Source organism: Paenibacillus sp. FSL H7-0442 (genome assembly GCF_038593105.1).
GTDB classification, from domain to species: domain Bacteria; phylum Bacillota; class Bacilli; order Paenibacillales; family Paenibacillaceae; genus Paenibacillus; species Paenibacillus polymyxa_D.
On sequence record NZ_CP151963.1, the window covers coordinates 2,141,210 to 2,164,576 of the forward strand.

At 45.7% G+C, this 23,367-nt stretch carries 19 protein-coding genes; all 19 read left to right on the top strand.

Translation table 11 applies throughout. From position 1 onward, the window contains the following. The first annotated feature begins 67 nt into the window (after window positions 1-67). The 19 genes from rseP to MHH57_RS09950 all read left to right on the top strand — a co-directional run bounded on the left by rseP (window position 68) and on the right by MHH57_RS09950 (window position 23,355). Window positions 68-1,339, top strand: coding sequence for an RIP metalloprotease RseP (gene rseP, locus MHH57_RS09860; RefSeq protein ID WP_342435050.1), 1,272 nt, complete (start codon window positions 68-70; stop codon window positions 1,337-1,339). A 51-nt stretch (window positions 1,340-1,390) separates the two neighbouring features. Next, window positions 1,391-2,839 (top strand): proline--tRNA ligase, encoded by a 1,449-nt coding sequence (gene proS, locus MHH57_RS09865; protein ID WP_039274666.1) that lies wholly within the window; start codon window positions 1,391-1,393, stop codon window positions 2,837-2,839. A 204-nt stretch (window positions 2,840-3,043) separates the two neighbouring features. Next, window positions 3,044-7,360 (top strand): PolC-type DNA polymerase III, encoded by a 4,317-nt coding sequence (locus MHH57_RS09870; RefSeq protein ID WP_209948037.1) that lies wholly within the window; start codon window positions 3,044-3,046, stop codon window positions 7,358-7,360. A 311-nt stretch (window positions 7,361-7,671) separates the two neighbouring features. After that, a complete protein-coding gene (rimP, locus tag MHH57_RS09875; protein WP_029517020.1) occupies window positions 7,672-8,133 on the top strand; it encodes a ribosome maturation factor RimP in 462 nt (153 codons plus the stop codon). Window positions 8,134-8,234: 101 nt separating this feature from the next. After that, the gene (nusA, locus tag MHH57_RS09880) at window positions 8,235-9,332 is read left to right on the top strand and encodes a transcription termination factor NusA (RefSeq protein WP_013309927.1); all 1,098 of its coding nucleotides are present in this window, start codon (window positions 8,235-8,237) and stop codon (window positions 9,330-9,332) included. Window positions 9,333-9,355: 23 nt separating this feature from the next. Further along, window positions 9,356-9,664, top strand: coding sequence for a YlxR family protein (locus MHH57_RS09885; protein ID WP_007430067.1), 309 nt, complete (start codon window positions 9,356-9,358; stop codon window positions 9,662-9,664). Beyond that, window positions 9,657-9,980, top strand: coding sequence for a ribosomal L7Ae/L30e/S12e/Gadd45 family protein (locus MHH57_RS09890; protein ID WP_029517021.1), 324 nt, complete (start codon window positions 9,657-9,659; stop codon window positions 9,978-9,980). Before MHH57_RS09885 ends, MHH57_RS09890 begins: the two co-directional genes overlap by 8 nt. Further along, window positions 9,973-12,528: a translation initiation factor IF-2 gene (gene infB / locus MHH57_RS09895; protein WP_342435051.1), complete on the top strand. Its 2,556-nt coding sequence runs from the start codon at window positions 9,973-9,975 to the stop codon at window positions 12,526-12,528. The genes MHH57_RS09890 and infB overlap by 8 nt, the downstream gene beginning before the upstream one ends. Window positions 12,529-12,548: 20 nt before the next feature. Continuing rightward, window positions 12,549-12,899, top strand: coding sequence for a 30S ribosome-binding factor RbfA (gene rbfA / locus MHH57_RS09900; protein ID WP_010346342.1), 351 nt, complete (start codon window positions 12,549-12,551; stop codon window positions 12,897-12,899). A gap of 51 nt (window positions 12,900-12,950) precedes the next feature. Next, window positions 12,951-13,928 (top strand): bifunctional oligoribonuclease/PAP phosphatase NrnA, encoded by a 978-nt coding sequence (locus MHH57_RS09905; protein ID WP_029517024.1) that lies wholly within the window; start codon window positions 12,951-12,953, stop codon window positions 13,926-13,928. Continuing rightward, window positions 13,925-14,863: a tRNA pseudouridine(55) synthase TruB gene (truB, locus tag MHH57_RS09910; RefSeq protein ID WP_209948039.1), complete on the top strand. Its 939-nt coding sequence runs from the start codon at window positions 13,925-13,927 to the stop codon at window positions 14,861-14,863. Before MHH57_RS09905 ends, truB begins: the two co-directional genes overlap by 4 nt. 169 nt (window positions 14,864-15,032) lie before the next feature. Further along, window positions 15,033-15,971, top strand: coding sequence for a bifunctional riboflavin kinase/FAD synthetase (locus MHH57_RS09915; RefSeq protein ID WP_029517026.1), 939 nt, complete (start codon window positions 15,033-15,035; stop codon window positions 15,969-15,971). A gap of 132 nt (window positions 15,972-16,103) precedes the next feature. Continuing rightward, window positions 16,104-16,373: a 30S ribosomal protein S15 gene (rpsO, locus tag MHH57_RS09920; protein ID WP_007430074.1), complete on the top strand. Its 270-nt coding sequence runs from the start codon at window positions 16,104-16,106 to the stop codon at window positions 16,371-16,373. Window positions 16,374-16,587: 214 nt separating this feature from the next. Beyond that, on the top strand, window positions 16,588-18,690 hold the full coding sequence (gene pnp, locus MHH57_RS09925) for a polyribonucleotide nucleotidyltransferase (protein ID WP_311082739.1): 2,103 nt from the start codon (window positions 16,588-16,590) through the stop codon (window positions 18,688-18,690). Between the two features lie 229 nt (window positions 18,691-18,919). Continuing rightward, entirely contained in the window at window positions 18,920-19,924 is a 1,005-nt protein-coding gene (locus MHH57_RS09930) for a polysaccharide deacetylase family protein (RefSeq protein ID WP_342435052.1), read from the top strand. A 66-nt stretch (window positions 19,925-19,990) separates the two neighbouring features. Beyond that, window positions 19,991-21,256 (top strand): pitrilysin family protein, encoded by a 1,266-nt coding sequence (locus MHH57_RS09935; RefSeq protein ID WP_209948042.1) that lies wholly within the window; start codon window positions 19,991-19,993, stop codon window positions 21,254-21,256. Beyond that, the gene (dut, locus tag MHH57_RS09940) at window positions 21,234-21,680 is read left to right on the top strand and encodes a dUTP diphosphatase (RefSeq protein ID WP_013309936.1); all 447 of its coding nucleotides are present in this window, start codon (window positions 21,234-21,236) and stop codon (window positions 21,678-21,680) included. Before MHH57_RS09935 ends, dut begins: the two co-directional genes overlap by 23 nt. 185 nt (window positions 21,681-21,865) lie before the next feature. Then, a complete protein-coding gene (dpsA, locus tag MHH57_RS09945; protein ID WP_029517030.1) occupies window positions 21,866-22,765 on the top strand; it encodes a dipicolinate synthase subunit DpsA in 900 nt (299 codons plus the stop codon). Further along, window positions 22,762-23,355 carry a dipicolinate synthase subunit B gene (locus tag MHH57_RS09950; protein ID WP_029517031.1) on the top strand — a complete coding sequence of 198 codons (594 nt, stop codon included), beginning with the start codon at window positions 22,762-22,764 and terminating at the stop codon, window positions 23,353-23,355. The genes dpsA and MHH57_RS09950 overlap by 4 nt, the downstream gene beginning before the upstream one ends. Window positions 23,356-23,367: the final 12 nt, after the last annotated feature.

A 23,367-nucleotide genomic window follows, 5' to 3' on the forward strand; every position in this document is an offset into this window, starting at 1 on the left:
CGGGATCGGAGAATAATGATAATCTAGGAAGACAAACTCGATCTCATTGAAAGGGGAACAGAAACGATTGGAAACGATTCAAATAGTGTTGATGACGGTGCTCATGTTTTTCGTCATAGTGACGGTGCATGAATGGGGGCATTATTATTTTGCCAAACGCGCCGGGATTCTGGTACGGGAGTTTGCGATCGGTTTCGGTCCGAAACTGTTTTCTTATAAAAGAAACGAGACGCGATTTACGTTGCGTTTGTTGCCGTTCGGTGGCTTTGCCCGCATGGCGGGAGAGGATCCGGAGGTCAATGAAATTGAGGCCGGACAAACGATTGCTGTACGCGTAACGGATGACGTCGTTAAAACCATCTATCTAGATCAACTGGATAATCGTAAAAATGTGGTGCGCGGCGAAGTGTTGGATATTGATCTGGAACAGTCATTAACTTTAAAATTGGATGTGGATGGCGAAGATCAGCAATACACTGTACATCCGCAAGCGATGATGGTAACCAAAGGTCAATCCATTCAGATTGCACCCAAGGATCGGCAGTACGGGAGTAAAACAGTAGGACAGCGTGCGATGGCTATTTTTGCTGGACCCCTGATGAATTTTATTCTTGCTTTTATTTTGTTTGGTCTGCATATTCAGATGGTCGGCATACAAGTGGACAACCCGACTTATGTCCAAATTAGTGAAATTACAGCAGGTATGCCTGCTGCTGAAGCTGATTTGCATAAGGGAGATATCATCGAATCGGTGAATGGAATAGCCATTGGTGCAAATGTTGAAAACATGATCAAACTGATTGCGGATTCTCAAGACAAGCCGATGAAGTGGACGGTTCGCCGTGATAGTAAGACCTTTGATCTTACGATTACACCTCGTGCTATGGAAGGACAAAAGGGTGGCAAGGTGGGTATTGTACCCGAACTTCCAAAACGCCAAGCAGGTGTGGGAGAAACGTTCAAATTTGCCGGCCAATCTATGGTCAGAACGACCAATATTATTTTCCAAGGATTTAGCCAGCTCATCCAACGTTTTTCTATCAATGACCTGGGAGGCCCGGTACGTACTTTTGAAGTGACAGGGCAAATTGCCAAGCAGGGGATTGAGCAGTTGACGTATTGGACTGCTATAATGAGTCTTTACCTGGGGATATTTAATTTATTGCCTATTCCGGCGCTGGATGGAAGCAGACTTGTTTTCCTTGGTGTGGAGGCGGTAAGAGGACGTCCCGTTGATCCGAGTAGGGAAGGTATGGTCCATTTCGTTGGTTTTGCTATGCTATTCCTGCTTATGATTGCGGTCACGTATAACGATATTTTACGCTTAATTAATGGTTAATTAGAGACGGACTTATATAAAAACGGTCTGTATGGGAGGACATGCATTTCTATGTCGAACGATAAACAGTTTGTCGAGGAAATTACGCCACAGAGTGAAGATTTTTCCCGATGGTATATTGATGTTATTAAAAAAGCAGAACTGATGGATTATTCCCCTGTTCGCGGATGTATTGTATTCCGCCCCGATGGTTTTGAAATTTGGGAGCATATCAAGGAAGCCATGGATGTGCGCTTCAGAGAAACAGGTCACCGTAATGCCTATTTTCCAATGTTCATTCCAGAAAGCTTTTTTCAAAAGGAAAAAGAGCATGTTGAAGGGTTTAATCCTGAACTGCCTTGGGTAACCGAGGCTGGCGGGGAAAAGCTGGAAGAGCGTCTTGCAATTCGTCCGACTTCGGAAACCATGATTGGTCATATGTACTCCAAATGGATTCAATCCTATCGTGATCTACCCGTGCTTATTAACCAATGGGCTAATGTAGTGCGTTGGGAAAAACGCACGCTGCCTTTCTTGCGCACAAGTGAATTTTTGTGGCAAGAAGGTCACACGGCCCATGAAACAGAAGAAGAAGCACGTGAAGAAACGATGAAAATGCTGGAAGTATACCGTGAGGTTATTGAGGAAGTTCTGGCTATTCCGGTTATTACTGGACAGAAAACACCTTCTGAAAAGTTTGCAGGTGCGAAGGATACATTTTCACTGGAAGCGATGATGAAGGATGGACGGGCAGTACAAGCTGGAACTTCCCACTATATGGGAACTAATTTTGCAGTTGCATTTGATATCAAATATTTGAGTCGTGAAAACAACCTGGAATTCGCGCATACGACTTCATGGGGAACAAGTACACGTTTGATCGGCGCACTGATTATGGTCCATGGAGATGACCGTGGTTTGGCATTGCCTCCTAAAGTTGCGCCTACGCAGGTTATTATGGTTCCAATTGGGCCACCTAAGAAGCGTGATGCCGTTATCGCTCGTGCAGATGAACTATTCGCTCAGTTGAAACAAGCTGGAGTGCGTGTTAAAATGGACGACCGCAGCGATGTAAGCCCAGGCTGGAAATTTAATGAATATGAAATGCGCGGTGTGCCGGTTCGTCTGGAAATCGGGCCGCGTGATATGGAAAACGGTGTCTGTGTGCTCGTATCCCGTATCAGCGGTGAGAAAAAAATCGTGCAGCAGGATAATCTGGTTGAGGAAGTACACGCGATGCTCGCACAGGTACAGCAGGAGATGTTTGATCGTGCGAAAAATTTCATGGAAGAAAACTTCTATTCCGTTGATACGCTGGATGAAATGAAGACTCTCATGGAAGAAAAACGCGGCTTTACTTTGGCAGGCTGGTGCGGATCTGAAGAATGTGAAGATAAAGTTAAAGAAGTGACAGGTGCTACAAGCCGTAATATACCGTTTAAAACAAACGAGCAAAAGTCCACATGTTTGTGCTGTGGCAAACCTGCCAAGCATACAGTAGTGTTCGCACGGGCGTACTAATATAGAAGTAGGGCAATACCACTATACTCACTTCATTCTCTTCGCTGACATGGTAACTGTTACGGGACAATGTCCCGAAGGATCTATGTGTCGTTGTGAAGAGGATTGAAGAGGGCTACGAAAAGCTTTTGCGGTCGGAGATGTTTTTGACGCAGAAGCTTTTCATGTTTTCAGAATGGTAGATTTGAAATTGGGGGGAGAGCCATGGGCGGAGCTGAAGAAAAGAGAAAGCGGCTGGAACTGCTAATGAAGCAAGTTGGGATGCCGGCGGGAGTGGTTGAACCTTATTTTTTGGACGGTTGGATTGACCAAGTGGAGATTAGCCGAACCAATAAGGATTGGAACATCACCATTGCCAAGGAGACATTGGTCCCCGCTCAGGTGTATCGTACGTTCTGTATTCAAGTACAGGAAAAAATGAGTCACATCGCAAAAATTACGTTCCGTTTTCAGTACAGTGAGCAGATTCAGCCTGGTGATATCATCAGTGAATACTGGAAACTTTTTCTAGAGTGGGTACATCGTGAGATTCCATCGGTTAACGGTTGGATGAATCGGGCTGTGCATGAGTGGGACGACGGTCTATTATTGCTAACGATGAGCGACGGTATGTCGTTGGAACTGGCGCGTAAAAAGCAGATAGATCAAGCTATCATCAAATTTTACGATAAATATTTCGGGCTTTCTATGCGCATTAAAGTCCAGGTGGGTGAAAGTAACCAGGAGGCGTTACAGCAATTCCAAGAGAAAAAAATGCAGGAAGAACGCGAAGTCATTCAGCAGATGATGGAAAGTATGGAATCCGAAATGCCGCCTTTGGATGAAGAAGAAGGAGACGTACGGCTTCAATTCGGTTATGACATCAAAGAACCGGCTGTTCCGATGCAAGATATTCAGGACGAAGAGAAGAAAGTCACTTTACAAGGAACAATCTTCGGTTTGGATAGTAAAGAATTGCGCAATGGCAGTACGTTGTTTACGTATTATTTGACCGACTTTAGTGATTCCCTGCAAATGAAAATGTTTGCTAAAACTAAAGAAGATCTGAAGATCCTCAGCTTGTTGGCTAACGGGAAATGGGTCAAAGTACGGGGTCGAGTTGAATATGATCGTTTTATGCAAATTCCCGAGCTGGTTATGATTCCCTCTGATCTAGTTGAAGTACAGGCTCCACCCACACGTAAGGATAAAGCAGAGGAAAAACGAGTCGAGTTCCATCTCCATACAAAGATGAGCGCAATGGATGCTGTTGCCTCGATTGATCAATACGTTAAAACAGCCGCCAAATGGGGGCACAAGGCGATTGCAGTCACCGACCATGGCGGAGTGCAGTGCTACCCTGATGCTGCTAAGGCTGCAAAGAAAAACGGCATTAAAATGATCTACGGTGTTGAGGCCAATGTGGTTAATGATGCCGTTGAGGTTGTAATGCAGGCACAGCCATTAAATTTGAAAACAGCGACTTATGTCGTTTTTGATATTGAAACCACCGGTTTATCGGTTACACAGAATAAAATCATTGAGATTGCAGCTGTGAAAATGCATGATGGCAAAGAAATTGATCGTTATGCTACCTTTGTCAATCCGCATGAGCGCATTCCATATAATATACAGCAACTGACCAACATTAACGATGAAATGGTCAAGGACGCGCCGGATGTAGAACCTGTTATGAAGGAGTTTGTAGCTTTTGCTGGCGATGCTGTATTGGTTGCCCATAATGCGCGTTTTGATGTCGGTTTTATCCAGGCCACCCTTCGAAATATGAGTTTGCCTGAAATGACCAATCCGGTACTGGATACGCTCGAACTGGCTCGTTTACTGTTTCCAACAATGAAAAACCATCGTCTGAATACGCTGACGACCAAATATAAAGTGGCGCTCGAAAGCCATCACCGAGCCATTGACGATACAGTCGCACTGACTGAAGTGCTGAATGGCTTGCTGAATGATGCGGAACAAATTAAGGGTTTAAAAATGCTCGATCGTCTGAATGATTATGTGGGTAAGGACTTATCGACCGTTCGTCCATTTCATTGTTGTATTTATGCCCTCAATCCGATTGGTAAAAAAAATCTGTACAAGCTGGTTTCGATGTCTCATACCGAATATTTCAAGCGTGTGCCTTGCATTCCTAAATCAAAATTGTCAGAAATGAGGGACGGACTGCTTATTATTTCTGGCTGCGAAAAAGGAGAGTTCTTCGAGGCTGTGTTGAACAAGTCCGAGGAAGAAGCCGAGGAAATAGCACAGTTTTATGATGTGTTGGAGATTCAACCTTTGACGATGTATATGCATTTAGTAGAAAAACAACTGGTAAGCGGGCCTGATGCTCTGAAAACGGCAATACGCAAAGTATGCGAAATTGGGCGGCGACTTGATAAGCCCGTAATTGCCACAGGCAATGTTCACTATTTGGAAACGCGCGATAAGTTGTACCGTGATATTACGATACATGGCATTACGGGATTTAGTCCGCTAAAAGATATTCGTAAGCCTGATGCGCATTTACGCACCACAGACGAAATGCTGGCAGAATTCGAGTTTTTGGGCGAGGAGAAAGCCTATGAAGTCGTTGTGAAGAATACCAGTGAGTTGGCGGATCGATTTGAGGAGCTGGAGTTGTTCCCTGACAAGCTGTTTACACCTTTGCTGGATGGGGCGGACGAGGAAATCCGTAACACTTGCTATGAGACGGCTAAATCTATCTATGGTGAGGAATTGCCCGAGGTGGTTGTAGCTCGCCTTGAAAAAGAACTGGAGCCGATTATTAAATACGGTTTCTCTGCCAACTATCTTATTTCCGAGCGCTTGGTTAAAAAGTCTAATAAGGATGGATATCTGGTAGGTTCACGGGGGTCTGTTGGATCTTCTGTGGTCGCTACCTTCCTCGGTATTTCCGAGGTTAATCCACTGCCTGCACATTATATTTGCGGTAATCCTGAATGCAGACATAGCGAATGGATTTTGGACGGTAGTGTGCCGAGTGGATTTGATTTGCCGGACAAAAATTGTCCGAATTGCGGCGGCAAACTGAAGGGTGAGGGACAGGATATTCCGTTTGAAACGTTTCTTGGGTTTAAGGGAGATAAAGTTCCCGATATTGACTTGAACTTCTCTGGCGAATATCAGCCTGTCGCACATAACTATACGAAAGTACTGTTTGGTGAAAAAAGTGTATTCCGTGCTGGAACCATCGGTACCGTTGCTGAGAAGACAGCCTTTGGCTTTGCCAAGAAATATGAAGAGGCGCATCATAAAAAATGGCGTGGGGCTGAGCTGAATAGGCTGGCTTCGGGCTGTACAGGGGTCAAACGCAGTACCGGGCAACATCCAGGCGGAATTGTCGTTGTTCCCGATTATATTGAGGTCGAGGATATTACGCCGGTACAGTACCCCGCCGATGATACAAGCTCGGAATGGAAAACAACGCATTTTGATTATCACGCTTTTGATGCGAATTTACTCAAACTCGATATTCTGGGTCATGATGATCCGACCATGATGAGGATGCTTCAGGATTTGACTGGTGTCGATCCTACGACCATTCCAATGAATGATCCTAAGGTGATGAGCATGTTCAACTCCACGGAGGCGCTCGGTGTTACACCCCAGCAAATCCGCACGCCTGTAGCAACCTATGGTGTACCAGAGATGGGGACGAAGTTTGTGCGCCAAATGCTAGTAGAGTCGCAGCCAAGTTCTTTTGCCGATTTACTGCAAATATCCGGACTGTCTCACGGCACGGGCGTATGGCTGGGGAATGCACAGGAACTGATTAAGAATAATACCTGTAACATCAAGACTGTAATTGGTTGCCGTGATGACATCATGCTGTTTTTGATTTACAAGGCAGGCATGGACGCAGGTCTGGCCTTTAAAATTACGGAGAGCGTACGTAAAGGTAAGGGGCTTAGTGCTGAATGGATTGAAGAAATGAAAAAATGCAAGGTGCCACAGTGGTACATTGATTCTTGTCTGAAAATCCAGTACATGTTTCCGAAGGCGCATGCTGCAGCGTATGTTATTTCAGCAGTGCGCACAGCGTACTTTAAGCTGTATCATCCGATTGAATATTATGCGACTTACTTTTCAGTACGTGCAGCCGATTTTGATATTGAGCTGTGCTGTCAGGGATATGATGCAATCGCGCGGAAGATTGTCGAAATCGAGCAACTCGGTTTTCAGGCACCTCCCAAAGAAAAAGGGATGCTTCCGATCCTGGAAATGGCTCTGGAAATGACGGCTCGCGGGTTTAGTTTTAAATCCATTGATTTGTACCGTTCCGAAGCTACACGCTTCAAGGTGGATGGAGATTCACTCATTCCGCCATTCGGAGCTCTTCAGGGAATTGGAGACAACGCGGCACGTAACATCGCAGCCTCCCGTGAACATGGTGAATTTTTGTCTGTCGAGGATTTTCAACAAAAATCGAAGGCTAGTAAAACCATTGTCGAAATGCTGTCCCAGATGGGTTGCTTTCGAGGTCTTCCAGAGAGTAATCAGTTGTCTCTGTTTTAATCCGAACCACAGTAGTCAAGCTCTGGCACTTGTCACATAACTACGGTTATGTTATAATTTTTTTGGTAATCATGGAGATAAAACCGTTGCTAAAAGAGTGGGGAAACCCACTCTTTACTGTTTGATATACAGTTACAACGTGAAAAGGTAGTTTTTGGGCACGAAACCGGTACGCCGGTTTATTTGCAGTGAGCCCGAAATGAACATTACATCAAATGAAAATGAAAATGCCGGTGATGGAGAAGCATTGTCCATGCAATAGGGCATCTTTTTTTCAACACAGGAAAGTTCACTTTTGGAGGTTATAATCTTTGAGCACACCAAAGATCAAATCAGTAGTAGAAGAAATGGCCCAACCTTACCTCGAAGAGCATGGTTTTGAACTGGTCGATGTCGAGTATGTCAAAGAGGGCAGTAATTGGTTTCTTCGCGTTTTTGTAGACAAAGACGGAGGAATTGATCTGGACGACTGCAGTATGATCAGTGAATATTTGGGTCAAAAGTTGGATGAAAATGACCCTGTTTCTACAGCATATTTTCTGGAAGTGTCTTCACCAGGCGCCGAAAGACCGCTAAAAAAAGCGGAGGACGTTACTAAAGCGGTAGGCAAAAACGTATTCGTTACTACATACGAGCCGATCAACGGCCTGAAGGAATTTGAAGGTCGTTTGCTTTCTTTTGAAGATGGGGAACTCACCGTTCAAAGCGGACAAAAGAAGCATGCTATACCTTATGACAAGGTAGCTGGTGCAAGGCTCGCGATCATATTTTAATTCAGATTTGACTGTTGCTGTTTGACATGTACTACATGTTTTTTTGCCTCGTGTGCCGACCAGTACGCAGGTGCATCATTTGAAAGGGGGAGCAGTAATCCATGAGTATGGATTTTATTGAAGCAATGAACGAGTTGGAAAGAGAAAAGGGGATCAGCAAGGATGTGCTGTTTGAGGCCATTGAAGCAGCCTTGATTTCTAGTTACAAACGGAATTTCAACACCGCACAAAACGTGCGTGTTGATATGAACCGCAACTCGGGAGTCATTAAGGTATATGCCCGCAAGCTGATCGTTGAGGAGGTATTGGATCCTCGCACCGAGATTTCATTGCCTGCGGCTCGTGAGATTAACCCGCATTTTCAGTTGGAAGATATCGCTGAAATTGAAGTTACACCACGTGATTTTGGACGGATTGCTGCACAAACTGCGAAGCAGGTCGTGACCCAGCGTATCCGCGAAGCGGAACGGGGACTGATCTACAACAAGTTTGTGGACAAGGAAGAAGATATTGTAACAGGAACTGTACAGCGCCAAGACCCACGTAACATTTATATTGATCTTGGTAAGGTGGAAGCGGTTCTCCCGTTAGGCGAATTGATGCCTAATGAGAAATTTAGCCATCTGGATCGAATTAAGGCTTATATTACCAAAGTAGAAAACACAACCAAAGGACCGCAAATTATGCTGTCCCGATCACATCCGGGTCTGCTTAAGCGTTTGTTCGAACTCGAAGTGCCTGAAATTTTTGATGGTGTTGTAGAGATTCGTTCCGTAGCGCGTGAAGCAGGCTTCCGTTCTAAAATCGCGGTTCATTCCCGTAACGCCGAGGTGGATCCGGTCGGCTCTTGTGTGGGTCCTAGAGGAACACGTGTACAGACTATTGTGAACGAGCTGCGTGGCGAAAAAATCGACATTGTACGTTATTCCGATAATGTTGATGAATACGTGGCTAATGCGCTGAGTCCATCCAAGGTGCTCGAAGTGCAGGTGTTTGAAGAAGAGAAAATGGCGCGTGTTATTGTGCCTGATTATCAGCTTTCTCTTGCTATTGGTATCAAAGGACAAAATGCTCGCCTTGCTGCTAAGCTTACGGGTTGGAAAATTGATATTAAGAGTGAAACACAGGCGGAGGAAGAACTCGGCAGACCGAGAACATCCACCGATGAAATGCATCAGGATTCCGTTTCTGTAGATTAAGCGGAGTGTAGGGGGGTTAATGCATGAAACAGAGAAAGATACCTTTGCGCAAATGTGTGGCCTGTCATGAAATGATGCCAAAGAAGCAGTTGATCCGTGTCGTCAAAACCCCTGAAGACGAAGTGTTGATTGACTTGACTGGCAAAAAGTCGGGACGCGGCGCTTACTTGTGCGGCAAAGCCGCCTGCTTCAAGCTGGCTCAAAAGAGCAAGGCACTGGATCGAGCATTGAAGCACTCGGTTCATCCTGATATTTATGAGCAGCTAAGTCGTGATTTTGCTGCCGTCGAGGAAGAATTCCTGGCGGCACAAGGCAGCGTGCAGGATGAATAAGGCGCTGTCTGGATTGGGTCTTGCCATGAGAGCTGGCAAGCTGCTAACAGGTGATGAGATCGTTTATAAAGCGATCAGGTCTTCAGAAGCCAAGCTGGTCATTCTTGCGAAAGATGCTTCAATGAATACTCAAAAGAAATTCCGCGACAAATGCGGGACGTACAAAATCCCCTTAATGATAGGATTTGACCGGGAAAGCTTGGGAAGCAGTATCGGCAAGCCTGAACGGGTTGTGCTGGCTGTGACGGATCAAGGATTCGCGAAATTGATCAAGAAACATACGGGGATAATGTCGGAGGTGGAGTATATTGAGTAAACAAGAAAACAAAGACAAAGTGCGGGTATACGAATACGCCAAATCGTTGAACATGAGCAGCAAAGAAATTATCACCATTCTTAAACGGCTGGATATTCCCGTGAACAACCATATGAGCGTCATGGAACATGATGCCGTAGGTAAAGTGGAAAGTTTTTTTAAGAATATTAAATCCAATGCTGCGGCCAAGCAAGGCGAAGCAGGTACGGTGCAAGTAAGCTCGAATCAGGCCGGTTCAAGCCAGAATATTAATCATTCAACTGAGCAAACCAAAAATCAACAGGAAAAGCAGGTAAGTATGAATAGGACAAACAACAACCAAAACAGTAACCGAAGCAGCGCTCCAAAAGCGCAAAGCAGTCAGCAGGGCGGTCAAAACCGCAGTCAACAAAGTACTAGCAGACCCACTGGTCAGCAAAGTACACAAAACCGCAGTAATGGTCAACAACAGGGAGGACAACAGCGTCCCGGCGGTAACACAGGTTCGCGTCCTCAAGGTAGCCAAAGCACTAACTCACGCCCTCAGGGAAGTAGTCAGGGTGGTACGGCTGTAAGAACATCATCCTCCACAGGTAGCAACAATGCGAACCGTAGTGGTGGCAACCGTACAGGCAGTAACTCCAACAACGGTGGTAACCGTTCCGGTCAAGGACGTTTTGACGATAACCGTCAAGGCGGCGGACGCGGTGGTAACGGTGGTCGTGGAGGCAATAATCGCGGTGGTAGCAATCGTGGTGGGAAATTTAACAATCGTGGTAAAGGTCAACAACAGGAACGTCGCGAGAAAATCGACAACACGCCAAAGAAAATTATTGTTCGTGGTGAGATGACCGTAGGCGAAACTGCCAAGCTTCTTCATAAAGATGCGTCAGAAGTCATCAAAAAGCTGATTATGCTCGGAACGATGGCGACCATTAACCAGGAACTGGATATGGATACTATTCTCTTGCTTGCCGGAGACTTTGGTGTCGAGGTAGAAGTGAAAATTCCGGTCGAAGAAGATCGTTTTGAAACGGTGGAAGAAAATGATGATCCTGCGGATCTGAAAACACGTCCACCAGTTGTAACGATTATGGGTCACGTCGATCATGGTAAAACAACTTTGCTGGATGCCATTCGCTCGACTAATGTAACTGGTGGCGAAGCTGGCGGTATTACACAGCATATTGGTGCATACCAAGTTGAAATTAATAGCAAAAAAATCACTTTCCTGGATACACCGGGTCACGAAGCTTTTACCGCTATGCGTGCACGTGGTGCTCAAGTGACAGATATGACGATTATCGTGGTTGCAGCTGACGACGGTGTTATGCCACAGACAGTCGAAGCTATTAACCATGCGAAGGCGGCAGGTCTGCCAATTATCGTAGCTGTGAACAAAATCGACAAACCGGATGCCAACCCGGATAAAGTGAAGCAAGAACTCACTGAATATGAATTGGTACCTGAAGAGTGGGGTGGCGATACGATTTTCGTCAACGTTTCCGCGAAACAAAGAATGGGTCTGGAAGACCTGCTCGAAATGATTCTGCTCGTAGCTGAAGTGAATGAGTACAAAGCAAACCCGAACAAACGGGCACGTGGTACCATCATCGAGGCAGAGCTGGATAAAGGCCGCGGTTCTGTAGCCCGTATCCTCGTTCAGAATGGTACACTGAAAGTCGGCGATGCTTTCGTAGCGGGTAACTGCTTCGGACGTGTGCGTGCCATGGTCAACGATAAAGGTCGTCGTCTTAAGGAAGCAGGACCTTCCACTCCAGTTGAAATTACTGGTTTGACAGAGGTTCCACTTGCTGGTGATCCATTCATGGTGTTTGAGGATGAGCGGAAAGCTCGTGCTATTGCTGACAGACGTGCGATCACACAACGCCAATCTGATCTGGGCAGTAATACACGCGTAACACTGGATGACCTGTTCCAACACATCAAGGATGGCGAAATGAAGGATCTGAACGTCATTATTAAAGGTGACGTGCAAGGTTCTGTCGAAGCGTTGAAAGGTTCCTTGAACAAGATTGAAGTCGAAGGTGTGCGCGTTAAAATTCTTCACAGTGGTGCAGGAGCAATCACCGAATCCGATATTATTTTGGCAGCAGCTTCCAATGCTATTGTCATTGGTTTTAATGTTCGTCCGGATAACCAGGCGAAATCTACAGCGGAAGCTGAAAAAGTGGACATTCGTCTACACCGTGTCATTTACAATGTCATTGAAGAAATAGAGCAAGCCATGAAGGGCATGCTGGATCCTGAATATAAAGAAAATGTGATTGGGCATGCTGAAGTACGTAACGTGTTCAAAGTTACTAAAGTCGGTACGATCGCTGGTTGTATGGTGACATCCGGTAAAATTACCCGTTCAGCAGAAGCACGCCTGATTCGTGATGGCATCGTCATTTTTGAAGGTAAAATCGACTCACTGAAACGCTTTAAGGACGACGCAAAAGAAGTTGCCCAAGGTTACGAATGCGGTATTACCCTTGATGGCTATAATGATGTTAAGGAACTCGACATTATTGAAGCGTTCGTCATGGAAACAGTGGAGCGCTAACGGCAGAGAGGTGAGCATCCATGGCTAAAATACGTACAGGTCGGGTTGGCGAGCAGATCAAGAAGGAGCTAAGCCAACTTATCCAAACTGAATTAAAAGACCCCCGCATCGGTTTTATCACGGTAACGGGTGTCGATCTTACAAATGATTTGTCCCAAGCGAAAATATACTTGAGCGTGCTCGGGGATGAAGAACAAAAAAATTCTTCCCTGAAAGCATTGGACAAAGCGAACGGTTATCTTCGTTCTGAACTCGGCAAACGGATACGGCTGCGCCATATTCCTGAGTTGATTTTCAAAATTGACGAATCTATTGCTTACGGCAGTCGAATTGAAAAACTGCTGAGTGATATCGACAAGGATGAAAAATAAAACTTTTAGTTTGTCTGAAGGAACCATGAACTGAATGTAAAGGAGAAGGCAATGCATACCTATGAACAGGCGCTTCAACAAGCGAAGGAATTTATTCTGGAGCATGATGATTACCTGATCGTATCGCATGTACAGCCGGACGGAGACGCAGTCAGCTCCACCGTAACGGTGGGCTGGCTTCTCTCATGTCTGGGGAAGAAATTTACCATGCTGAATGAGGGACCTATTCCCAAGCGCATGGATTTTTTATGGCATGCCGATGAGATTATGGATATGAGCCAGCAACCGCCAGAACGGAAATACAATCGGATCATTTGTGTAGATTGTGCGGATTACCGTCGTGTTGGTTTGACAGAGCAGTTTTTTACGGAAGATGCCATTATCCTGAATATTGATCATCATCCAACAAATGATGCTTATGGTACAGTTAATGTGATTAAGTCGGATGCTGCAGCAACAGCGGAAATTCTTTTTGATCTACTGGAAGAGTTTGCAGTAACCTGGGACGTCGAAGTAGCAACGGCTGTATATACAGGGTTGCTGACGGATACAGGAGGTTTCCGCTACTCCAACACTTCACCGAAAGTAATGTCTACGGTGTCACAGCTACTTACTTACGGTGTAGATGGTCCCTCTTTATCCGAGAAATTGCTCGAAGAGATGACCTTTCCACAAATGAAGGTGCTGACAAAAGCATTGCAAACGCTCACGATGTCGGAGGATGGAAAAGTCGCTTGGGTCGTTGTATCACCTGACGATATGACAGAATGTGGCGCTGTAAATGAGGACTTGGAAGGCATCGTGAATTACCCAAGAAATATTCGTGGTGTTGAGGTAGGCATTTTCTTTAAGGTTATTAATGATCAAGCGGTCAAGGCCAGCTTGAGATCGGCAGGGAATGTAGATGTAGCCGCGCTGGCTCAATCATTTGGAGGCGGTGGACATGTGCGTGCGGCTGGCTGTCGGCTAGAGGGTAAACTGGAAGATATCATTAAGACAGTTGTAGGGCGGGTGAAGTCTGAGCTATGAACCCGATAAAGAAGGAACAGGCAACTTGGGAAGGCGTCCTACCAGTCTATAAACCTGCTGGATTTACCTCTCATGATGTGGTGGCCAAGGCTCGCCGTTTATTAGGTATGAAGCGAATCGGACACACTGGAACGCTTGATCCGCAAGTAACCGGTGTTTTGCCCTTGTGTCTGGGACGTGCCACCCGCGTGGTGGAATACATGCAAGAGCGGCCCAAGGAATATCGGGCTACACTGCGATTAGGCATTGCCACGGATACCGAGGACCTGACTGGGGAAATTACGGAAGAAAGTGAACGTCCAGTAGAGGTGACGGAAGTGGAAGTCAAAGCGGTTCTGAAGCATTTTGTTGGTACGATCTCCCAAGTGCCTCCAATGTACTCCGCGCTAAAAGTGGACGGCAAGCGTCTATATGAGCTGGCTCGAGAAGGCAAAACTGTTGAGCGCCAAAGCCGTGAAGTAAGCATTTATGAGTTGGAGATGACGGGATTCGCGGAGACGGGGGCGTATGTGGATATTTCTTTTCGTGCCTTATGCTCCAAAGGTACTTATATCCGTACACTGTGTGTTGATATTGGCCGTGAATTAGGATATCCTTCAACGATGGTTAAGCTGGAGCGAACCATGTCTGCGGGAATTCCTGCGGAACGTTGTCTGACTTTCGAAGAGATAGAGCGTTTCGTAGCGGATGGCAGTCTTGGAGAGCGACTTATTACAACGGATCAGGCGATTGACTATATGCCTGAGCATATAGTGGCTGAAGCCAAGGTAACTGCGGCTCTGCAAGGCCAACGCCTGTCGCTGAATATGATTTCACCACCTGTGACGGACAACCAGCCCTTCCGTTTGTATAAAGAGGATAAAACGTTTTTAGGCATATTTGGTCGGGATGAATCAGACGCGATTGTTCCCATTAAAGTTTTTTTAAGATTATAGAATTTATAGATTTTCAGGGGAGCTGAACAATTCTATAATCGCAAGAAAAACTTCCGCTAGACGTGGTCTGGCTTCCGTGAATTACGTCGATAGACGTTTTTCTTACCTTGAATTGTGCTATAATTTTGACGAAGTTAGTCAAATGATGTGAAATGCAGGTGAATTAATAATGATTACCGTATCGTTATCTTATCCATTGAGTGATGAGCTTTTGCAGCAATGGGGACGTCCACAGGTCACGGCGATCGGTCAGTTTGATGGTCTTCATCTTGGACACGCAAGCGTGATACGCGAGGCCGTTGCGCTGGCTCGTGAACAGCAAATGCCGGTATCTGTCATGACATTTCACCCTCATCCGAAGGAAGTCATGAAAAAAGGCGATTATGAAGGTTATTTAACACCGCTTGCGGACAAGCAGACTATTCTGGCTGATATGGGTGTGGATGTACTTTATATTTTGAGTTTTAACGAAGAATTTTCCAAGGTCAGCCCTGAGGCGTTTATGAGCGACGTGCTGCTTCCATTGCAAATTCGAACAGCGGTAGTAGGCTTTGATTTTCGGTTTGGCCACCGGGGAGCAGGGCATGAGAATACACTTCGGACGCTGGGGGGAAAGCTGATGTCTGTGCACACCGTACCACCGTTCGAACTGGATGGAGACAAGGTGAGCAGCTCTGGAATTCGCCGTGCTTTACAGACTGGGGATCTAGCGCATGCCTCTCGCTGGTTGGGACGTCCTTATCGTATCCAGGGTACTGTAATGGATGGGGAGAAGCGTGGACGTACGATCGGTTTTCCGACCGCTAATCTCAAACTGAATGATACTTACGTGATTCCGATCAAGGGTGTATACGCTGTACGAGCACTAGTAGGTGATCGTTGGATAAACGGTGTAATGAATGTAGGGGTTAAGCCTACTTTCCATGAAGGTGTGCTGAATCCGTCGTTTGAGGTACATCTATTTGATTTTAATCAGCAAATTTATGGAGAGTCTGTACTTGTGGAGCTTCACCACTACATCCGTCCTGAACGCAAATTCTCTTCGGTGGATGAGCTGATCAACCAAATTGGCAATGACGCACAAACGGCTAAAAAGCTGTTAGGCTAATTTATTTACATAAGACAGGCGCTGTGTTATACTGACTTATGTTGTGTAAACAACGATGAACCTTAGCTTGGTTGTCCGCTTTCACCGGCGGCTACGAGGCTAATGGCGATTATAATGAAGGAGGTGAACAGGATGGCATTGACTCAAGAGCGTAAACAGCAATTGATCGAGGAGTACAAAACTCATGAATCCGATACAGGATCACCAGAGGTACAAATCGCTATCCTTACTGAAAACATCGTCAACTTGCAAAGTCACTTTCGTTCGCACAAGAAAGACCATCACTCCCGCCGCGGGTTGTTGAAAATGGTCGGTCAGCGTCGTAAACTTTTGGCTTACCTGAAGAAGACTGATGTTAAACGTTACAGTGCGTTGATCGAGCGTCTCGGACTGCGTCGTTAATTTTCAGACATGTAATGAGAAAAGAAGCCTGGTTGTTCACCGCTTGTCCCTGCTAAGGCGACGGCGGACAGCAGCCGGGTTCTTTTTTGAAATGAGGAATCTTTTTTTGAATTACATATCCTGATTTGCCTGCGAGCTTCTTATGAATAAGACCTGCGCAGGAAATACTGAATATGTATAGAACTTTTACAATGAAATGAAATGGAGGGATACCATGGAGCAACGCGTAGAAATGCAGCTCGGCGGAAGAAAGCTGGTGCTGGAAACAGGACGTCTTGCGAAACAAGCCAATGCGGCAGTTAAAGTGAGTTACGGAGAAACAGTTGTGCTTTGTACCGTGACCGCTTCCCGTGAGCCGAAAGATTTGGATTTTTTTCCACTGACCGTAAACTATGAGGAAAGATTGTATGCTGTGGGGAAAATTCCTGGCGGATTTATTAAACGTGAAGGACGTCCGAGTCAAAAAGCAATTTTGTCCAGCCGTTTGACAGACCGTCCAATTCGCCCATTGTTCCCGGAAGGTTTCCGGAATGATGTACAGGTGTTGAACCTGGTTATGAGTGTCGATCAGGATTGCGAACCTGAAATTGCAGCAATGATCGGAACCTCAGCAGCACTTAGCATTTCGGATGTACCTTTTAATGGGCCAATCGGTGGAGTCGCTGTAGGACGTGTAGACGGACAATTTGTGATTAACCCGGATATTGCACAGCAGAATGCAAGCGACATGTACCTGGTTGTAGCCGGAACGAAAGATGCCATCATGATGGTAGAAGCCGAAGGCAATGAGATTCCAGAGGAAGTTATGCTGGAAGCCATTATGTTCGGTCATGATGAGATTAAGAACATTGTGGCAGTCATTGAACAATTGGTGCAAGTAGCAGGTAAAGAGAAAATGCAGGTTAAACTGCATGCTGTTGATGAAAAAGTGAACAGTGAAGTACGTGCTTATGCAGCTGAACGTTTAATGGAAGCTGTTAAAATTGCAGAAAAACATGCCCGTCAAGAGGCGATTGATGCAGTCAACGAAGAGACAGTTGCCCATTTTGAAACACAATACATAGAGACACCAGAGCTTTTGAGCGACGTGAGCGAAGTTCTCTATGATATCGTCAAGGAAGAAGTACGTCGTCTGATCACGCATGATAAAGTGCGTCCTGATGGTCGTAAGCTTGACGAAATTCGTCCGATTGAAAGCGACACTAGCATCTTGCCGCGTACTCATGGTTCGGGCTTATTTACACGCGGTCAAACGCAAGCACTTAGCATTTGTACACTCGGTGCATTGGGTGATGTGCAAATTTTGGACGGTATTGATCTGGAAGAAACAAAACGCTTTATGCATCATTACAATTTCCCGCCATTCAGCGTAGGGGAGGCTCGTCCTTTGCGTGCGCCAGGTCGTCGTGAAATCGGACATGGTGCTCTTGGTGAACGTGCGCTTTCCAAAGTAATTCCTTCCGAAACTGAATTTCCATACACCATCCGTCTGGTTTCCGAGGTACTGGAATCGAATGGTTCGACTTCACAAGCTAGTATTTGTGCAAGTACACTGGCTATGATGGATGCAGGTGTACCAATTAAAGCTCCGGTTGCAGGTGTAGCGATGGGATTGATCAAGGATGGAGATCATGTCTCCGTATTGACTGATATCCAAGGTATGGAAGATCACCTGGGCGATATGGACTTTAAAGTTGCTGGTACTGCGGAAGGCGTAACTGCCATTCAAATGGATATTAAAATTAACGGTATTGACCGCCAGATTTTACAGGATGCACTCAAGCAAGCTAAAGAAGGACGCTTGTTCATTCTTAGCAAAATGATGGAAGCGATCCAGAAGCCACGTGAGCAGTTGTCTCCGTATGCTCCAAAGATTATGACGATGCACATTAACCCGGACAAAATCCGTGATGTTATTGGAGCTGGTGGTAAAATCATCAACAAAATCATCGAAGAAACCGGCGTGAAAATCGATATTGAACAAGATGGTCGTGTGTTCATCGCTTCCACAAATCAAGAGATGAATGAAAAAGCACGTTCCATTATTGAGGGTATCGTAAAGGAAGTCGTGGTCGGTGAGATTTACATCGGTACAGTAAAACGGATTGAGAAATTCGGTGCATTTGTTGAAATTTTACCAGGTAAAGATGGTCTGGTTCATATTTCTCAACTGTCTACTGAGCGTGTAGCCAAAGTTGAAGATGTAATTGCTATTGGGGATACAATTACGGTGAAAGTAACCGAAATTGATCAACAAGGACGTGTCAATCTGTCCCGTAAGGCTGTTCTGACAGCAGAAGCACCTGCAAAATCCTAGGACCTGCATGTTGCAGACTAGAAAGACAGGAGTAGCTTTTCGTATTAACAGTACAAGGGATTTGAATAGCATTGTTTAAGCTTTTGGAAAGAGGCAGAGCTACGTTTCTGGCTCTTTTTTCATACATATGCACAAGCTGCGCCAAAGTGGGCTTCTAGAGGCTACTGCGTCATAGTTCTTTTCCTCTCCGCATACAATGTGGACAAACGGGCGGGAGGCTGAAGGAATCATGAGTAGGACAAAAAGAGCAGTGTGGGTGGTAGCCAGTTTAGCCATCACACTGATAATCGGACAGTTTAGCGGGGTTCGTGACTTCGCTGATCAATTACGCAATGGAGACGTTACAGGAGTTGGGGAGCCTAAAGTTGAAACAACGATGGCGATGGCGGCTTTACCCGATAATGCGCTTATGCAGCGACTAAGAACAGAAGCAGCCCGTCAGCGGCGGGAGCCAGTTGATGCCAAGATCGACAGGGTATGGAGGGCTATTCCAGGCTATAACGGGCTGGAGGTGGATTTGGATGCTACCTATCGCAAAGCGATTGCATCTCCGGATCGACCCATTCAATATGTATATCGGCAATTGGCACCTAAAATACATTTAAATCAGCTTGGTAATGTTCCAATATACAGGGGAAATCCCGAAAAGCCGATGGTATCCTTCATGATCAATGTAGCATGGGGGAATGAATTTATCCTGCCGATACTGAACACGTTGGATCAGGAAAAGATCAAGGCTACATTTTTTCTTGATGGAAGTTGGTTGAAAAAAAATCCTGATCTCGCCAAGGAGATTCAAAAAAGAGGGCATGAGCTTTCAAATCATGCTTACTCTCATCCGAATATGAGCCGTCTGAGTCGGGCCAGAGCCACACAAGAAATTGAAAAGACTCAAGTACTTCTCCAAGAAACTTTGGGTATCAAAAATTACTGGTTTGCCCCTCCTTCGGGTGATTTTAATCAGCAAACGGTGGATATAGCAGCAGAAAGTGGGCTCAAAACAGTGTTGTGGACATTGGACACAGTAGATTGGAAACATCCGTCACCGGAATCGGTGATTAACAAAATCAGTAGTAAGGTTGAATCAGGCTCCCTGATATTAATGCACCCAACAGATTCCTCAGCGGCTGCTCTCAAAGGCATGATCCATGCCATTCGTAGTAAGGGACTTATGCTCGGAACTGTCAGTCAGACGCTTTCTCCTGATCGGCAGCTACCTGTTCCGGTTGAGTGAACGTCTTTTTTCTGTTAGGATTGAACATTATGGCTAAGTATGCAATTCAGTTTAGGAGGGCCAATCGTGGAAAGAATTCAACTCAAAAACGGCCTAAGAGTGGTCATTGAAAAAATTCCAACCGTGCGTTCAGTTTCTTTCGGCATCTGGGTTAAAACTGGCTCCCGGAATGAAACGCCGGACAATAGCGGTATTTCTCATTTTATCGAACACATGCTTTTCAAAGGAACAGAGCGTTTTAACGCTAAGGAAATCGCTGAGCAATTCGATGCCATCGGAGGAAATGTTAATGCTTTTACTTCGAAGGAATATACATGCTATTATGCCAAAGTGTTGGATGAGCATCTACCGATCGCAGTTGATGTGCTGTCTGATATGTTTTTTAATTCCAAACTAGATCAGGAAGAATTGGCAAAAGAGAAGAATGTGATTTTGGAGGAAATCTCCATGTATGAGGATACACCGGATGATATGGTGCATGATCTTGTATCTCGCGCCGCCTATGGTGAACATCCACTGGCTTATCCGATTCTCGGAACCGAAGATCACCTGCTTGCTATGGATAGCTCACATCTCAGCCATTATATGAGGGAACATTATACAATCGACAATACGGTTATCAGTGTGGCTGGTAATGTTGACGATCGCTTGGTAGAATTGTTGGAGCGACATTTTGGACATTTTGACAATCATGGAACCGTTTCGCCGCTGACAGTACCTGCGTTTAACGGTGAACTGTTGTATCATGAGAAAGCAACGGAGCAAAATCATATTTGTTTATCCCTACCTGGATTTGCGACGGGTGACGACCTCCAGTATGCTATGGTTTTGCTGAATAACGCGATCGGCGGCGGCATGAGTTCACGTTTGTTTCAAGAAATTCGGGAAAAGCGTGGGCTTGCTTATTCGGTCTATTCCTATCATAGCTCCCATGCGGACAGTGGCATGTTCACGATCTATGCAGGTACGGCTCCTAAACAAACAAAGGACGTGCTGGATTTGACTCTGGAGCTTTTACGAGATGTGGCTGTCAACGGTTTAGACGCTAATGAGCTTCGTAAAGGTAAGGAGCAATTAAAAGGAAGTTTGATTTTAAGCCTTGAAAGTACAGGTAGCCGGATGAATCGGCTTGGAAAAAATGAATTAATGCTTGGTCAGCATTATACGCTGGATCAAATGATCGAACATATCGAGCAAGTGACGGCGAATGATGTGAACAAAGTGCTGGATCGGATGTTCTCGGAGCCGTTTGCCCTGTCGATGGTGGGAGCGAGTGATTCAGCGGTAAAGGATATGAGGAGGGACTATTTTGTTAACTTACGTGGAAATTAACAGACTCGCGGGCAATGAAGATATTGAGCTGCCCCGCAAAATGTCAGAGCTTGCATCAGGGTTTGACTTGTATGCAGCAGTACAGGAAAATCTGGTACTGGAACCCGGCAAGCGTTGCCTCGTTCCAACCGGATTTGCAATAGCTATGCCGGCGGGATTGGAGGCACAGATCCGTCCGCGAAGTGGACTGGCTCTTAAGCATGGTATTACTTGTCTCAATACACCGGGAACAATTGATGCGGATTATCGTGGGGAGATTAAGGTACTTCTTATTAATTTGGGCGAGGAATCATTCACGATTACGCGCAATGAGCGAATTGCACAAATGGTATTTCAAGTTGTACCTGAGGTAGAGCTGAAACAAGTAGACCAATTATCTGAAACAGTGCGTGGTGCTGGAGGCTTTGGTCATACAGGACGCTGAGGCGATGGTTGGTTTAAAATGTACGAATATCTATTTTGTAAAAGCTTCGAATTTACTTGCTTAAGAGCATGTATGCATATAAAGGTCGCCTCATAAAGAGGCGGCTTTTTTTTGTGTTTTTTCACCCCTTTCCGGGCACTCGCATAGACTAAAAGCATATCGTGTCTCGGAAAGGAGTGATCCGGATGCTAACAGGAATACGCGTCGTTGTTTTGGGTGGCGATGCGAGGCAGCTTGAGGTAATCCGTAAATGTGTGGACATGGATGCTACCGTCAGTGTGGTCGGTTTTGACAAGCTTGAAGTACCACTCAAAGGAGTGACACTAGAACCACTGTCTGTCAAGCTGCTGGAATCGTCAGATGCATTGATTTTGCCGGTGGTGGGATGCGATGAGGAAGGCAACGTAAATGCACTTTTCGGAGCACAGAAGCTTCAGTTCCTGAATGAGCATGCTGCTGCTCTTCCACCTCATTGTATTGTATATACAGGAATGGCGCGGACGTACTTAAAAGAAATTTGTACCAGACATGAGTTAAAGCTGGTAGAGCTGCTGGAGCGAGATGATGTGGCCATATACAACTCTATACCTACGGCCGAAGGCGCACTGATGATGGCCATTCAGCATACTGATTTTACGATTCACGGTGCAGATTGTATGGTTCTAGGCATGGGACGGACTGGATTTACCATGGCAAGGGCACTACAGGGATTGGGAGCTAGAGTGAAGGTTGGAGTACGGCGGGCAGAGGATGCAGCGAGAGCCGTGGAAATGGGTTGGAAGCCTTTTATGACAAGGGATTTAGCACATGAGACAAAGGGAGTTGACTTGATTTTTAATACGATACCCTCTATGATTATCACAGCGCAAATCCTGTCTAAATTGCCACTGAGCACCGTGATTATAGATCTTGCTTCCGCCCCGGGCGGATGTGATTTCCGTTATGCGGAAAAGCGTGGAATCAAGGCTATGCTTGCCCCTGGTCTTCCCGGTATTGTTGCTCCCAAAACTGCTGGTGCCATTATAGCGAATACGCTGGTGCAGTTGTTAATGGAAGATAATCCTGATCGGGGGGATGCACAATGAGTTGGCAAGGGAAAACAGTAGGTTATGCAATTACAGGCTCACATTGCACATTTGAAGAGGTAATGCCTGTTATACAGCGCTTTGTTGATGAGGGTGCAAAGGTCGTCCCTATTATATCCAATACAGTGCTAACAACGGATACTCGCTTTGGTACTTCGCAAAGTTGGCAAAAACAGTTGAAAGATATAACAGGGAATGATATCATTTCTACAATTGTGGAGGCTGAGCCACTGGGTCCCTCCCAAATACTCGATGTGCTGGTGATTGCACCTTTGACGGGGAATTCGATGAGTAAGTTAGCGAATGCGATGACAGACAGTCCGGTTTTGATGGCTGCCAAGGCGCAATTGCGCAACGGCCGTCCACTTCTTTTAGCCATATCTACTAATGATGGACTGGGCCTAAATGCTGCCAATATCGCCAAATTACTCGTAGCCAAAAATATCTTTTTTGTACCGTTCGGACAGGACAATCCAGTTAAAAAGCCGAACTCGCTTGTAGCTAACATGGAGTTGATTCCGGAGGCTGCTTATGAAGCATTGCAGGGCAAACAGCTTCAGCCGATGATTGTGGAACGCAAGACCCCATGAAGTATTATAGTT

Bases quoted from the DNA above. Each gene is read 5' to 3' on its own strand.
- rpsO (WP_007430074.1), top strand. From the start codon at position 16,104: ATGGCATTGACTCAAGAGCGTAAACAGCAATTGATCGAGGAGTACAAA.
- nusA (WP_013309927.1), top strand. From the start codon at position 8,235: ATGAGTATGGATTTTATTGAAGCAATGAACGAGTTGGAAAGAGAAAAG.
- proS (WP_039274666.1), top strand. From the start codon at position 1,391: ATGTCGAACGATAAACAGTTTGTCGAGGAAATTACGCCACAGAGTGAA.
- MHH57_RS09915 (WP_029517026.1), top strand. From the start codon at position 15,033: ATGATTACCGTATCGTTATCTTATCCATTGAGTGATGAGCTTTTGCAG.
- MHH57_RS09930 (WP_342435052.1), top strand. From the start codon at position 18,920: ATGAGTAGGACAAAAAGAGCAGTGTGGGTGGTAGCCAGTTTAGCCATC.
- dpsA (WP_029517030.1), top strand. From the start codon at position 21,866: ATGCTAACAGGAATACGCGTCGTTGTTTTGGGTGGCGATGCGAGGCAG.
- MHH57_RS09950 (WP_029517031.1), top strand. From the start codon at position 22,762: ATGAGTTGGCAAGGGAAAACAGTAGGTTATGCAATTACAGGCTCACAT.
- MHH57_RS09870 (WP_209948037.1), top strand. From the start codon at position 3,044: ATGGGCGGAGCTGAAGAAAAGAGAAAGCGGCTGGAACTGCTAATGAAG.
- pnp (WP_311082739.1), top strand. From the start codon at position 16,588: ATGGAGCAACGCGTAGAAATGCAGCTCGGCGGAAGAAAGCTGGTGCTG.
- rbfA (WP_010346342.1), top strand. From the start codon at position 12,549: ATGGCTAAAATACGTACAGGTCGGGTTGGCGAGCAGATCAAGAAGGAG.
- MHH57_RS09905 (WP_029517024.1), top strand. From the start codon at position 12,951: ATGCATACCTATGAACAGGCGCTTCAACAAGCGAAGGAATTTATTCTG.
- MHH57_RS09885 (WP_007430067.1), top strand. From the start codon at position 9,356: ATGAAACAGAGAAAGATACCTTTGCGCAAATGTGTGGCCTGTCATGAA.
- truB (WP_209948039.1), top strand. From the start codon at position 13,925: ATGAACCCGATAAAGAAGGAACAGGCAACTTGGGAAGGCGTCCTACCA.
- MHH57_RS09890 (WP_029517021.1), top strand. From the start codon at position 9,657: ATGAATAAGGCGCTGTCTGGATTGGGTCTTGCCATGAGAGCTGGCAAG.